General features: G+C 65.0%; 11 protein-coding genes. 5 read left to right on the top strand and 6 right to left on the bottom strand.

Going from position 1 to position 13,080, the window contains the following annotated elements:
- Positions 1-34 precede the first annotated feature (34 nt).
- Positions 35-1,405 carry an efflux RND transporter periplasmic adaptor subunit gene (locus tag HZF03_RS12495; RefSeq protein ID WP_119018564.1) on the bottom strand — a complete coding sequence of 457 codons (1,371 nt, stop codon included), beginning with the start codon at positions 1,403-1,405 and terminating at the stop codon, positions 35-37.
- The gene (locus HZF03_RS12490; RefSeq protein WP_119018565.1) at positions 1,395-2,843 is read right to left on the bottom strand and encodes an efflux transporter outer membrane subunit; all 1,449 of its coding nucleotides are present in this window, start codon (positions 2,841-2,843) and stop codon (positions 1,395-1,397) included. The genes HZF03_RS12495 and HZF03_RS12490 overlap by 11 nt, the downstream gene beginning before the upstream one ends.
- A 434-nt stretch (positions 2,844-3,277) precedes the next feature.
- On the opposite strand from HZF03_RS12490, the gene HZF03_RS12485 reads away from it, so the two are divergent.
- From HZF03_RS12485 to HZF03_RS12465, 5 genes are all read left to right on the top strand, one after another.
- Positions 3,278-4,591, top strand: a complete 1,314-nt coding sequence (locus tag HZF03_RS12485; protein ID WP_119018566.1) for an NAD(P)/FAD-dependent oxidoreductase — start codon at positions 3,278-3,280, stop codon at positions 4,589-4,591.
- A gap of 1 nt (position 4,592) precedes the next feature.
- Positions 4,593-5,438, top strand: a complete 846-nt coding sequence (locus HZF03_RS12480; RefSeq protein ID WP_119018567.1) for a DUF1365 domain-containing protein — start codon at positions 4,593-4,595, stop codon at positions 5,436-5,438.
- Positions 5,439-5,497: 59 nt separating this feature from the next.
- Positions 5,498-6,727: an SAM-dependent methyltransferase gene (locus tag HZF03_RS12475; RefSeq protein WP_119018568.1), complete on the top strand. Its 1,230-nt coding sequence runs from the start codon at positions 5,498-5,500 to the stop codon at positions 6,725-6,727.
- Between the two features lie 110 nt (positions 6,728-6,837).
- A complete protein-coding gene (locus HZF03_RS12470) occupies positions 6,838-7,875 on the top strand; it encodes a cysteine synthase A (protein ID WP_119018569.1) in 1,038 nt (345 codons plus the stop codon).
- 145 nt (positions 7,876-8,020) lie between these two features.
- Positions 8,021-8,290 (top strand): hypothetical protein, encoded by a 270-nt coding sequence (locus tag HZF03_RS12465; RefSeq protein WP_011158114.1) that lies wholly within the window; start codon positions 8,021-8,023, stop codon positions 8,288-8,290.
- A gap of 24 nt (positions 8,291-8,314) precedes the next feature.
- On the opposite strand, the gene HZF03_RS12460 is transcribed toward HZF03_RS12465, so the two are convergent.
- From HZF03_RS12460 to HZF03_RS12445, 4 genes are read right to left on the bottom strand one after another with little or no spacing between them, the layout of a single operon-like run.
- A complete protein-coding gene (locus HZF03_RS12460) occupies positions 8,315-9,055 on the bottom strand; it encodes an amino acid ABC transporter ATP-binding protein (protein WP_107344547.1) in 741 nt (246 codons plus the stop codon).
- 15 nt (positions 9,056-9,070) lie between these two features.
- Positions 9,071-10,576 carry an amino acid ABC transporter permease gene (locus tag HZF03_RS12455; RefSeq protein WP_119018570.1) on the bottom strand — a complete coding sequence of 502 codons (1,506 nt, stop codon included), beginning with the start codon at positions 10,574-10,576 and terminating at the stop codon, positions 9,071-9,073.
- Positions 10,573-11,778 carry an amino acid ABC transporter permease gene (locus HZF03_RS12450; protein WP_119018571.1) on the bottom strand — a complete coding sequence of 402 codons (1,206 nt, stop codon included), beginning with the start codon at positions 11,776-11,778 and terminating at the stop codon, positions 10,573-10,575. Before HZF03_RS12450 ends, HZF03_RS12455 begins: the two co-directional genes overlap by 4 nt.
- Before the next feature lie 20 nt (positions 11,779-11,798).
- Positions 11,799-12,860 (bottom strand): amino acid ABC transporter substrate-binding protein, encoded by a 1,062-nt coding sequence (locus tag HZF03_RS12445; RefSeq protein ID WP_119018572.1) that lies wholly within the window; start codon positions 12,858-12,860, stop codon positions 11,799-11,801.
- Positions 12,861-13,080: the final 220 nt, after the last annotated feature.

The following is a 13,080-nucleotide window of genomic DNA, read 5'->3' as shown; positions in this document are numbered from 1 at the left end:
GCTCCGGCATCCCGCCGCAGCGCAGGCAGCGGCGTCAGGGCGCCTTGGGCGCACCCGACGACGGAGTTCCGCCGGCGGCCGGCGCCTGCTGCTGCCCGCCTTCACCGCGGCGACGCTTACCCTGCCCCTCGCCGGCTTCGCCGCTGCCGCTCTGGCCCTGAGCACCTGGCGGCCGGCGTCGCTTCTGCGGCGCGAGATCGGCGGTCGGCGTCTGGCTTGCATCGCCAATCGTCACCTTGGCGCCTTCGGCCAGATTGGCAAAGCCGGTGGTCACGACCCGGTCGGCCGGCGTCAGCCCCTCGGCGATCAGGGCCTCGCTTTCGTTCTGCTGCGTCACCTTCACCGGACTGGCATGAACGATGTTGTCCTCGCCAATGATGTAGCTGAACGTTCCGGCCGGCCCGCGCTGCACGGCCGAGACCGGCACGACGATCGCCTGCTTCAATGTGTCAACCTTGAGCCGGACGTTGACGAACTGGCCCGGCCAGAGCTGCATCTTGGCGTTGGGGAATTCGGCCTTGAGCTTCACCGTGCCAGTGGTCTGGTCGACCTGATTGTCGATGCCCTTCAGCGTGCCGGTATCGACCACGGTGACGCCGTCATTGCCGAACACGTCGACCCGCAGCGGTGCACCTGCGGCAGCCGCATTGACCCGGACAATCTGTTGCTGCGGCAGACTGAACTGCACCGCGATCGGCTGCAACTGCGTCAGCACCACGATGCCGGTGGTGTCGGAGGCGTGCACGATGTTGCCCTTGTCGACCTGGCGCAGGCCGGCACGGCCCGAGATCGGCGCCACCACCTTGGTGTAGCTCAGCGTCGCCGCGGCGTTGTCGATCGCCGCCTGATCCGACCGCACCTGCGCCTCGAGCTGCGCCACCGTCGCCTTCTGGGTGTCGGCCTGCTGCTTGGAGCCGGCATTCGAGGCGGCGAGCTGCTGATAGCGCGCCAGATCGATCCGGGCGTTGGCGAGCTGCGCTTCGTCCTGCGCCTTCTTGGCGACGGCCTGATCGTATTGCGCCTGATAGATCGCCGGATCGATCTCCGCCAGCACGTCACCCGCCTTGACGTCCTGGCCCTCGGTGAAATTCACCGCGATCAGCTTGCCGTCGACCTGCGCGCGCACCGTCACGGTGGCGAGCGGCTTCACCGAGCCGACGCCGTCGAGATACACCGGCACATCGGCAACCTTCGGCGTCGCCGCCAGCACCGGCACCGCAAGGTCGGGCGGCATCCGGCGCTCGGCCTGCTTGGTCTGGACCGCGCGCCAGGCGACGAAGCCGAGCCCGCCGAGGATCACCGCGACCAGCAAGAGCGAGACGCTGCGTCGCCGCAGCAGCCCGCCCCATCCTTTACGCCCGGGCCCGGCGCCGGACGTATCCTTCGCATCGGGCTTAAAGAGCATCGGCTGTTCTTTCCATCTTTGGCTCCCAGCCGCCCCCGAGTGCCTGAAACAGACTGACGATCGCCTGGAAGCGCGCTAGCTGCGTCTGGATCAGCGCGTCCTCGGCCTGGAACAGCGTGAGCTGTGTATTCAACACGGTGACGATGTCGCTGGTGCCGGCGCGAAGCTGCTGCTCGGCGAGATCGAAGGCGCGCCGCGACGACGCCACCACCTCGCGCTGCAGCCGCAGCCGCTCGGTGTTCTGCTTGATCGACTCCAGCGCGTTGTCGACGTCGGCGAATGCCGACACCACGGTCTTCCGATAGGTCTGCAGCAGCTCTTCCTGCTGCGCCTGCGTCAGATCGAAATTGCCCTGGATGCGGCCGCCATCGAAGATCGGCTGCGTCAGCCCCGCGGCAATGTTGGAGAACGTCGCCTGCGGTGTGAACAGCGAGGCCAGTGCCGCGCTCTGATAGCCGCCCTGCGCGGTGAGCTGGATGGTCGGGAAGAACTGCGCCCGCGCGCTGCCGACATTCGCAGTTGCCGAGGCGAGCTGCGCCTCCTGTCGGCGAATATCGGGCCGCTGGGTGAGCAGATCCGACGGCAGACCGGTCGTCACCCGCGGCGAGGACAGGCGCGTCAGCGAACCGCCGGCAATCTTCACGCTCTCCGGCGGGCGCGCCACCAGCGTCGCGAGCGCGTTGACGTTCTGCGCCAGCGTCAGCCGCAACGGCGGGAGCGCGGCACGCTGGTTCGCCAGCACGCTCTCCTGCTGCGCCACGTCGAGATCGGTGCCGGTGCCGGCTTTGAGCCGCTGCTTGATCGCGTCGAGAATCCGGCTGGCGCTCTTGATGTTGCCTTCGGCGGTGCGAATTCGGTCTTGGGCGGCGAGCACCTGGAAATACGCGTTGGCGACGCTCGCCATCGTGGTGAGCATCACCGTATCGCGGTCGAACCGGTTCGCGGTGGCGGTCTCCTCGGCCGCGAGCGCGGCATCGTGGTTCTTGCCCCAAAAATCGATCTCGTAGGACGCGCTCAGCGACGACGAATAGGTGCTGTAGCGACGGCCGGCGATCGTCGTGTTCGAGATATTCGAGCCCGATGTCTTGACCTGACTGCCGTTGCCGCTGCCGCTGAGGCTCGGCAGCAGTGCCGCGCCGGTGATCCGCGCCTGCGCATCCGCCTGGCGGATACGCGCGACGGCGGCAGCCACGTCGAGATTGACGGTCTGCGCCTCTTCCATCAGTTGCGTCAGCTCGGCCGACCGGAAGCCGCGCCACCAATCCAGCGCCGGCGGCTTCTCGACCGCCGTCCGCGACGCAGCCTTGTAGCGATTCGGCAGGTCGAGCGCGGGATCGGGCAGATCTTGCGTCAGGATGCAGCCGCCGGACGCAGCGACCAGCGCCGAGGCCACCACCAGTCGGGCTGCGCGGCCAAGGTAGCGAAGTGTGGTGCTCATGCTGGGCGCGACCCATCTCCCGGCGCGGCGTAAAGCCGCGCACGCCGCGCCACTATCGATTTCGGCGCACGATGTTCTCTGCCAGTCACTTGCAACTCGGTCACGGAAGACTGCTGTTTGAAAGCCAGCCGCCATTGTAACGGGCGGAAACGCCGACGCACAGGGCCGTCATCGCCGCGTTCAGTGACAAGTTGTTTCCGGCGCGCCGTCGCTTGGGGAGGCATCCGCGGTTCGATTGTCCCGATTCCATCGGTGTTCCCTCAGCTTGACGGCTCCGCCGAATGCGGCAAAGCTTACAAAGATTTCATCTGGTGATACGGCCGTCCGAGGACGATTCCCTGCCCGCCCTTCGAATTTTTTCGCTGCCGGACATGCTGAAACTCTCGAGCCTGGATGCCGTAACTCGGTCGCCGGTGGGCTAGAGGGGGCTTGGAATGCGCGTTGCTATCGTTGGAACGGGAATCGCGGGGAATGCTGCCGCGTGGGCGCTGTCGCAGCGCTATCCTGTCACAGTCTATGAGCGCGAACTGCGCGCTGGCGGCCACAGCCACACCGTCACGGTCGATTACGACGGCACCACGATCCCGGTCGACATCGGCTTCATCGTCTACAATCAGCTCAACTATCCCGATCTCACCGCGATGTTCGCGCATCTCGGCGTCGAGACCGTCGAAAGCTGCATGAGCTTTTCGGTCAGCGCCGACGCCGGACGATTCGAATGGAAGGGCGGCGGATCGAACTGGCTGGAAACGGCGGACGGTCTGTTCGCGCAGCGCCGCAATCTGCTTTCGCCATCGTACCTGCAGATGCTCCGCCACATCCTTGTCTTCAACGAAAAGAGTGTCGAAGATTTCAAGACAGGCGCGCTCGCCGGCCTGACGCTCGGCGACTATTTCGAAAGCCGCAAATTCGCACCGCGATTGCTGACCGACTATCTGGCGCCGATGGGCGCGGCGATCTGGTCGGCCCCGGCGTCGCAGATCCTGGATTTCCCGGCGGAGAATTTCGTCGCCTTCTTCAACAACCATCGACTGCTGCATTACGAACGCCCGATCTGGCGCACCGTGAAGGGCGGCAGCGCGCGCTACGTCGAGAAGCTGACCAGCGCCTTCAAGGACGACATGCGGCTCGGCGCAGCCGTGACCTCGATCGAACGCTCGCCGAAAGGCGTGATCGTCCGCGACAGCCTCGGCGGCCTTGGCGTGTTCGATCACGTGGTGATCGGCGCCCACAGCGATCAGGCGCTGGCGATGCTCTCGGACGCCAGCGACATCGAGCGCGACATTCTCGGCAGCATCGGCTACGCGCCGAACATGGTGTACCTGCACCGCGACCCGCGGCTGATGCCGAAGCGCAAGCGCGCCTGGGCGTCGTGGAATTTCCTGCGCTGGCAGCGCGAGGGCTCGCCGGTCAACGACGTCGCCGTCACCTACTGGATGAACCGGCTGCAGGGCATCGATGCCGACAAGCCGCTGTTCGTCAGCCTCAACCCGCCGTTCGAACCCGCGCCGGAACTGACGTTCGGCCGTTACGCCTGCGATCATCCGCAATACACCGCCAATGCATTTGCCGCGCAGCGCCGCGTCGGCGAACTCCAGGGGCATCGCAACACCTGGTTCTGCGGGGCCTGGACCGGCTACGGGTTCCATGAGGACGGGCTTCGTTCGGGTCTTGCGGTCGCCGAGCACCTCGGCGCCCCGGTGCCGTGGCGCGGCCCGCCGTCGGAATTCCGCGAAGCGGCCGAATAGCATGGCCGCCCTCGCCGCCAACACCTCCCCGAGCCCCGGCGCACCGCCCGCAGCGGCCGCGTCGCTGTATGTCGGCGAGGTCATGCATGCGCGGCTGAAGCCGGTTGGACACCGTTTCCAATATCGGGTGATGTCGCTGCTGATCGATCTCGATCGGCTGGACGAGGCCGACCGGATGTCGCCCCTGTTCGGCGTCAACAGGCGCGCGCTGTACAGCTTCCACGAAGCCGATCACGGCCCGCGCGACGCCTCCTCGCTGCGCGCCTACGCTCAGGCCAGCGCCGCAGCGAAGGGCGTCGACCTCACAGGCGGCCGGGTGCTGCTGCTGACCTATCCACGGATTGCCGGCTACACCTTCAATCCGCTGTCGGTGTACTTCTGCTACGATGCCTCCGGCGCCCTCGCGGTGGTGATCTACGAAGTCCGCAACACCTTCGGCGACATCCATCCTTATGTGCTGCCGGTGCACGCTGGCGAGTTGGGGCCCGCCGGTCTGCGGCAGGAGCAGGACAAGCTGTTCTACGTCTCGCCCTTCATCGAGATGGCGATGCGCTATCACTTCCGCATCGTGCCGCCGGGCGAGATCGTGCGCTTGCGGATTCTCGAAACCGATGCGGACGGTCCCGTGCTTGCTGCGACCTTTGCAGGCACGCATCGCGTTTTGTCGACGGCATCGCTGCTACAGGCTTTCCTCGCGCTGCCGCTGATGACGTTGAAAGTGATCGCCGCGATCCATTGGGAAGCGCTGCGGCTATGGATCAAGGGCGCCAAGCTCGTTCCGCGTCCAGCGCCGCCGTCCCCTCCGACCGGCTTTGCAGCCGGCGGTCACGATGCTTATACTCACTAAAGCTAAAGTATGAGCCCGGCGTTGCTCCCGTTGCGCTGGGCGCAAGCAATGGAACAGTAATGTCCGAGTTGGTAGCGCTGACCCCCGACAACGTCGATGACCGTGTGGCCGATCTGCCGCGCGTGGTGCGGATGGCGCTGGCGTTCGGTGCGCGGCTGCAGCGCGGAACGCTCGACGTCACCCTGCCCGACGGCCGCCGCTTCCGCCTCGGCGGCGCCGAGCCCGGCCCCGCCGCCGAGATGCGGCTGCACAGCTACGGCTTTGCGTCGCGGCTGATCCATGGCGGCGACATTGGTATCGCCGAGGCTTACCTGAACCGCGAGTGGGACACGCCCGATCTCACCCAGTTCCTGTACCTGTTCTGCGTCAACCACGAGATGATCCAGGCGATGCTGGCGGACAATCCGCTGATGCGGCTGATGCAGATGGTGCGGCATTGGTTCAACCGCAACACCAAGCGGCAGGCGCGCAAGAACATCTACGCCCATTACGACATCGGCAACGAGTTCTACTCCGCCTGGCTCGATCCGAGCATGACGTATTCGTCGGCGCTGTTCGAAGATCACACCCACGATCTGACCGCAGCGCAGATCAACAAATATCAGCGGCTCGCCGAGGCGATCGACCTCAAGCCGGGACAGTCGGTGCTGGAGATCGGCTGCGGCTGGGGCGGCTTCGCCGAATATACCGCCAAGACCTTCGATGTCCGCCTCGTCGGCCTGACGATCAGCCGGGAACAGCGCGATTTCGCGCAGCAGCGGATGTTCGAGGCCGGACTCGCCGACAAGGTCGAGATCAAGCTGCAGGACTACCGCGACGAGCGCGGCCGCTACGACCGGATCGCCTCGATCGAGATGATCGAAGCGGTCGGCGAGGAATTCTGGCCAAAATACTTCTCGCAGTTGCGCGATCGGCTGATGCCGGGCGGACTGGTCGGTATCCAGGCCATCACCATTCAGGACCGGTTCTTCCAGACCTACCGGCGAGAGGTCGATTTCATCCAGCGCTACGTGTTCCCCGGCGGCATGCTGCCCTCACCCGGTGTGCTGAAGTCGCTCGGCGAGACGTTCGGCGTACCTGTGGTGCGCGAGCGGGTGTTCGGAGAAGATTATGCCAAGACACTCGCAACCTGGAGAGACAATTTCCGTGCAGCGTGGCCAAAGCTGAGATCGCAAGGCTTCGACGAACGCTTCCGCCGGCTGTGGGAATACTACCTGTCGTATTGCGAAGCCGGTTTCCTGTCCGGAAATATCGATGTCCGCCAGGTGGTGTTCGCAAAGGCGGGCTGATCCTGTTGCGGTCTTGCCGCCGCGTTTGCTCAATGCGGCAGCAGGCGTGCCTTGTCTCGTGCCGTCCGGTCTCTTAACTTGAGGGCCCGCAACGTCACCAGCCGGATAGCATGAGCATCAAGAACGACGTCGTCGACGCCATCGGCAACACGCCCCTGATCAAATTGAAGCGCGCGTCGGAGGCGACCGGCTGCACCATTCTCGGCAAGGCCGAGTTCATGAATCCGGGCCAGTCGGTGAAGGATCGGGCTGCGCTGTTCATCATCCAGGATGCGGTGAAGCGCGGGACGCTCCGTCCTGGCGGTGTCGTGGTCGAAGGCACCGCCGGCAATACCGGCATCGGGCTGGCGCTGGTCGCCAATGCACTCGGTTTCCGCACCGTGATCGTGATCCCGAACACGCAGAGCCAGGAAAAGAAGGACATGCTGCGGCTGTGCGGCGCCGAGCTGATCGAGGTGCCCGCCGTCCCCTACGCCAATCCCAACAACTACGTGAAGCTGTCCGGCCGTCTCGCCGCGCAGCTCGCCGAAACCGAACCGAACGGAGCGATCTGGGCCAATCAGTTCGACAACGTCGCCAACCGCCAAGCCCATATCGAGACGACCGCACCGGAGATCTGGAATCAGACCGATGGCAAGGTCGACGGCTTCGTCGCCGCGGTCGGCTCCGGCGGCACGCTGGCCGGCGTGTCGATCGGCCTCAAGCAGTTCAATCCGAAAGTCCGCGCCGTGCTCGCCGACCCATTGGGCTCGGCGCTGTACAATTACTACAAGAACGGCGCGCTGAAGTCGGAAGGCTCCTCGATTACCGAAGGCATCGGCCAGGGCCGCGTCACCGCCAATCTGGAAGGCGTGCAGATCGACGACGCCTATCAGATCCCCGACGATGAAGCGGTGCCGCTGATCTACGATCTGCTCGAACACGAAGGCCTGTGCCTCGGCGGCTCGAGCGGCATCAACGTTGCCGGCGCGATCCGCCTCGCCAAGGATCTTGGCCCCGGCCACACCATCGTGACCATCCTGTGCGATTACGGCAGCCGCTATCAGTCCAAGCTGTTCAACCCGGACTTCATGCGCAGCAAGAACCTGCCGGTGCCGGACTGGATGGAGACCAAGAGCACGATTCAGGTGCCGTTCGAGCAGGCCTAAAGACCAACAAGTACGGGCGCGGCCGCGACATCCTGAGCGACCGCGTTAACCCGCCGACAACCGTGCTCCGAGGGCGCGCGGCGCATTAAACTGAAACTTCATGGCGCCGGCCGATCCTTGCGCAAAACAAGGAGCGCGTCGGCTCATGTCCGTGTTCAGGTCGTTCGGCGCCACGCTGGTGGCGGCGGTTGCTGTGCTGTTAGTCTCAGATGCTCTATTCGGCGACGACAGCTACCGCTTCGACCGGTCGCTGTACGACAGCCGGCTTTATGCCCCGCGACACGCGCCGGGCGCGGCGACGATAAACGACTTCGACGAGGCGATGACACCCGCCGAGCGCATCCGCGAAACCTTCAGCCAGTTCACCGTCAGCAGCGCCAAGCGCTACACCTCGCGGGCGACAATCATCAGATAGCGTAACGGCTTCCGATCGTCAGGCTCAGCGCAGGATCTGGCTGAGGAACAGCTTGGTCCGCGCGTGCTGCGGATGGGCGAAGAATTCCTTCGGCTCGTTCGCCTCGATGATCTGGCCGGCATCCATGAACACGACGCGGTCGGCGACCTCGCGGGCGAAGCCCATTTCGTGCGTCACCACCAGCATGGTCATGCCTTCCTCGGCGAGGTCGACCATGGTGTCGAGCACCTCCTTGACCATCTCCGGGTCGAGCGCCGAGGTCGGCTCGTCGAACAGCATCACCTTCGGGTTCATCGACAGCGCCCGCGCGATCGCCACGCGCTGCTGCTGACCGCCGGAAATCTGGCCGGGATATTTGTTCGCCTTGTCAGGAATCCGGACCCGCTCCAGGAATTTCATCGCGGTGGCTTCGGCATCCTTCTTCGGGATGTTGCGCACCCAGATCGGCGCCAGCGTGCAGTTCTCCAGCACGGTGAGGTGCGGAAACAGGTTGAAGCTCTGGAACACCATCCCGACTTCGCGGCGGATCTCGTCGACGTGTTTCAGGGTGGGGCCGAGGTCGATGCCGTCGACCACGATCTGGCCTTCCTGAAACTCCTCCAGCGCGTTGATGCAGCGGATCAGCGTCGATTTGCCCGAGCCCGACGGCCCGCAGATCACGATGCGTTCGCTGCGCGCGACATCGAGGCTGATGTCGCGCAGCACGTGGAACTCGCCGTACCATTTATTCAGGCCCGCGATCGAGACGATCGGAGTATCAGCCATCAATCGATCCTTCCGTCAGGTCCGCCGGTGCGCGTTGAGCCGGTGCTCGACCGACAGCGAATAGCGCGACATCCCGAAGCAGAACACGAAGTAGATCAGCCCGGTGAACGCGAAGCCGGTGAACAGCGTCGTCGGCGTCGACCAGGTCGGATCGGCAAATGCGGCGCGGAGCTGGCCGAGCAGATCGAACAGCGCGACGATCGACACCAGCGAGGTGTCCTTGAACAGCGCGATGAAGCTGTTGACCAGGCCCGGAATGACGTGACGCAGCGCCTGCGGCAGCACGATCAGCCCGGTGGTCTTCCAATACGACAGCCCGAGCGCGCTCGCCGCCTCCGCCTGCCCGCGCGGGATCGCATTCAGGCCGCCGCGAATGACCTCGGCATTGTAGGCGCCGGCGAACAGCGCGATGCCGATCAGCACCCGCATCAGATTGTCGATGGTGAAGTTGCCGGGCAGGAACAGCGGCAGCATGTAGGTGGCGAAGAACATCACCGTGATCAGCGGCACGCCGCGCCAGAATTCGATGAAGGCGACCGAGAAGATCCGGATCAGCGGGATCGTCGAACGGCGGCCGAGCGCGAGCGCAATGCCGATCGGCATCGAGGCGACGATGCCGGTGACCGACACCACCATTGTCACCAGCAGGCCACCCCACATCCGGGTGTCGACGACCGGCAGGCCGCCGCGGTCGAGCCGCAGCGCGGCGACCATCGCGGCGATGCCGACGAAGATGCCGACCGTGGTCGCCAGTGCGCGCCAGCCGTTGCGCACCCCGGTCAGGATGAACACCAGCGCGGTGACGGCGACCGCGGTGAGCAAGAGATCAAGCCACACCGGTTGTGACGAGGCCTGGATCCAGTCGCGCAGCGCCACCAGCGGCCAGCTCAGCCACACCAGCACGGTGCCGAGACCGAGCAGCGCCTGACCGATCACGCTACCGATCGGCCCGCCCGCGGCGAGCTTGCGGCCGGCGCCACCGACGCTGTCGGCAACACCGCTCAGCAGGTCCGCACTCCAGGTGACGCCGAAGCCCTGGACGCCGCCGCCGTGCAGCAGGAAGAACGCCAGCACCGGAAAGGCGATGAAGAACAGGCCGGCATTCAGCGTCTTGGCCGGCGCGCGCGGGATCAACAGCGGCAGCAGCAGCAGCGCACCGAGCGCGAACACCAGATCGACCCGCCAGCGTTCCGGCGTCGGATAGAAGCCGTAGATGAACTGTGAGAACTTGGCCTGCACGAATGGCCAGCAAGCCCCGACCGGATGACCGGCCTTGTCGGCGAGGCAGTCGGTGCGGTTCGAGCCGGACCACACCGCATCGACCAGCAGGAACTTCACCGTCGGCACCACGGTGAAATACAGCAGCAGCAGACCGACGATCGTCAGCAGGATATTGGTCGGCGAGTTCAACAGCCTCTGGCGCACCAGACCAAGCACGCCAGGGGTATGCACCGGCGGCGGCCGCTGCGGCACCATCTCGCCACGCACGAACACGGGCGTCACGGATCCGAGCTCACTCATGCGCCCATGCTCCGGTTGATCCGCCACCCGTACAGGCTCATCAGCGCGCTGGTGACCAGCGAGATCAGCAGATACACGCCCATGGTGATCGCAATTACCTCGATCGCCTGGCCGGTCTGGCTCAGCGTGGTACCGGCAAACACCGAGAACAGGTCGGGATAGCCGATCGCCACCGCCAGCGAGGAGTTCTTGGTCAGGTTGAGATACTGGTTGGTCAGCGGCGGCAGGATCACCCGCATGGCCTGCGGGATCACGATCAGCCGCAGAGTCTGCCCGCGCGACAGGCCGAGCGAGGCCCCCGCCTCCATCTGCCCCTTGTGTACCGACAAAATGCCGGCGCGGACGACTTCGGCGATGAACGCGGCCGTGTAGGTCGACAGCGCCAGCGTCAGGGCGACGAATTCCGGCGCGATCCGCGAACCGCCGACGAAATTAAAGCCGCGCAGCACCGGCACTTCCAGCGAAAACGGCTTGCCGACAATCAGGAATGCGATCAGCGGCAATCCGATCAGCAGACCGAGTACCCAGGGCCATACCCGCATCGGCTTGCCGGTCGCAAACAGCCGGCGCCGGGCGTACAGCGGCAATACGATCGCGGCAGCGACGGCGATCAGGAGCGCGACCAGGAAGCCATCGAGCCCCGCCTCGCCGGCTAGCCGCGGCACCACGATGCCCCGGTTGGACAGGAAGAAGCTGTCCATCACCGAGACGCTCTGGCGCGGTGACGGCAGCGAGCCGAGCACGGCCAGGTACCAGAACAGGATCTGGAACAGCAGCGGCAGGTTGCGGACGATTTCAACATAGCCGCCGCCGATCCGCGAGATCAGCCAGTTCGGCGACAGCCGCGCCAGCGCGACCGCGAACCCGATCACGGTGGCGAAGAAGATGCCGACGACCGACACCACCAGCGTGTTGATCAGGCCGACCAGGAACACGCGGGTGTAGCTGTCGGACTCCTGATACGGGATCAGCGTCTGACTGACGCCGAATCCCGCGGTGTGCGACATGAAGGCGAAGCCCGAGGCGATCCGCTGGTTGGCAAGGTTGTCGCGGGCGTTATCGACGATCTCGTAGCCGATCCAAAACAGCGCCGCGACGAACAGCACTTGGGCCAGCAGCCCCTTCCAGCCTGAGCGACCACCGAGCGCTCGTCGCAGTTTCGCGACGAGCTGCGGCGGCGGTGGGCGTGCGTCGATCGCCATCGGCGCGGATCTTCAGGCGATCAGCGGATCGGCGGGGCGTACATGATGCCCCCCTTGTTCCAGAGCTTGTTGAGGCCGCGCGCGATCTCCAGCTTCGAGCCGGAGCCGACATTGCGTTCGAACGACTCGCCGTAATTGCCGGTCGCCTTGACGATGCGGGCAACCCAATCCTTGGTCAGGCCGAGCTGTTCGCCAAGATTGCCGTCGGTGCCGAACACCCGCTTCAGCTCGGGCTTGTCCGACTTGGCCATCTCGTCGACGTTCTTCTGGGTGACGCCGAGCTCTTCGGCATTGACCAGCGCGAACAACGTCCACTTGACGATGTCGAACCACTGATCGTCGCCGTGGCGAACCAGCGGGCCCAGCGGCTCCTTGGAAATCACCTCCGGCAGCACGGCATGATCAGCCGGGGTCGCCAGCTTTAGACGTTGGGCGTAGAGCTGCGAGACGTCGGAGGTGAACACGTCGCAACGACCGGACTCATAGGCCTTGACCGCTTCGTCGGCATTGGCGAACGCGATCACCTCGTACTTCATGTTGTTGCCTTTGAAATAGTCGGCAACGTTCTGCTCGTTGGTGGTGCCGGTCTGCACGCAGATCGAGGCGCCGTTCAGTTCCAGCGCCGAATTCACCTTGAGCGACTTCTTGGCCATGAAGCCCTGGCCGTCATAATAGCTGACGCCAGCGAAGTTCACGCCGAGCGAGGTATCGCGCGACAGCGTCCAGGTGGTATTGCGCGACAGCACATCGATCTCACCGGACTGCAGCGCGGTGAAGCGATCCTTCGCCGACAGCGGCACGAACTTCACCTTGCTGGGGTCGTCGAACACCGCGGCCGCAATCGCGCGGCAGACATCGACGTCGAGGCCGGCCCAATTGCCTTTGTCGTCGGGCGCCGAAAAACCGGGCAGTCCCTGGCTGACGCCGCAGGACAGAGCGCCGTTTTCCCGAACAATCTCAAGCGTAGTCTTCTTTTTCTCTGCGCCCGCCGTCGATCCGGCCTTGGGATTTTGCGCGCCGGCGACCTGAGGCGACAGACCGACAGCGATAGCGAGGGCGACAACAATAGAGACGCGCTTCATGGCAAAACCTTTCAAGGGATGTTCTGGCCGCTTCAATCGGCTTCGTGGGCGATGCGTTCCGATTGGATCCGCCGTTCGATCGCCCGAAGGCCCGCGCGCGGCAGCCGTTGCCCGGCACCATGCTGCAAAACTCTCGCCCGGCTTTCGCGAGCCCCTCAGCACGATCTCCAGACAGACCGGTATGCATCACAGAACGAGACGCGCGCCGGGTCAAGGGGTT

Origin of the sequence: Rhodopseudomonas palustris (assembly GCF_013415845.1) — a bacterium.
Classification (GTDB): Bacteria; Pseudomonadota; Alphaproteobacteria; order Rhizobiales; family Xanthobacteraceae; genus Rhodopseudomonas; species Rhodopseudomonas palustris_F.
The sequence above is the reverse complement of the archived record's forward strand: the minus strand, read 5'-3'. Positions and strand labels throughout refer to the sequence as shown.

Coding starts and splice junctions, on each gene's coding strand:
- HZF03_RS12495 (WP_119018564.1), bottom strand. CDS start 1,405: ATGCTCTTTAAGCCCGATGCGAAGGATACGTCCGGCGCCGGGCCCGGG.
- HZF03_RS12490 (WP_119018565.1), bottom strand. CDS start 2,843: ATGAGCACCACACTTCGCTACCTTGGCCGCGCAGCCCGACTGGTGGTG.
- HZF03_RS12485 (WP_119018566.1), top strand. CDS start 3,278: ATGCGCGTTGCTATCGTTGGAACGGGAATCGCGGGGAATGCTGCCGCG.
- HZF03_RS12480 (WP_119018567.1), top strand. CDS start 4,593: ATGGCCGCCCTCGCCGCCAACACCTCCCCGAGCCCCGGCGCACCGCCC.
- HZF03_RS12475 (WP_119018568.1), top strand. CDS start 5,498: ATGTCCGAGTTGGTAGCGCTGACCCCCGACAACGTCGATGACCGTGTG.
- HZF03_RS12470 (WP_119018569.1), top strand. CDS start 6,838: ATGAGCATCAAGAACGACGTCGTCGACGCCATCGGCAACACGCCCCTG.
- HZF03_RS12465 (WP_011158114.1), top strand. CDS start 8,021: ATGTCCGTGTTCAGGTCGTTCGGCGCCACGCTGGTGGCGGCGGTTGCT.
- HZF03_RS12460 (WP_107344547.1), bottom strand. CDS start 9,055: ATGGCTGATACTCCGATCGTCTCGATCGCGGGCCTGAATAAATGGTAC.
- HZF03_RS12455 (WP_119018570.1), bottom strand. CDS start 10,576: ATGAGTGAGCTCGGATCCGTGACGCCCGTGTTCGTGCGTGGCGAGATG.
- HZF03_RS12450 (WP_119018571.1), bottom strand. CDS start 11,778: ATGGCGATCGACGCACGCCCACCGCCGCCGCAGCTCGTCGCGAAACTG.
- HZF03_RS12445 (WP_119018572.1), bottom strand. CDS start 12,860: ATGAAGCGCGTCTCTATTGTTGTCGCCCTCGCTATCGCTGTCGGTCTG.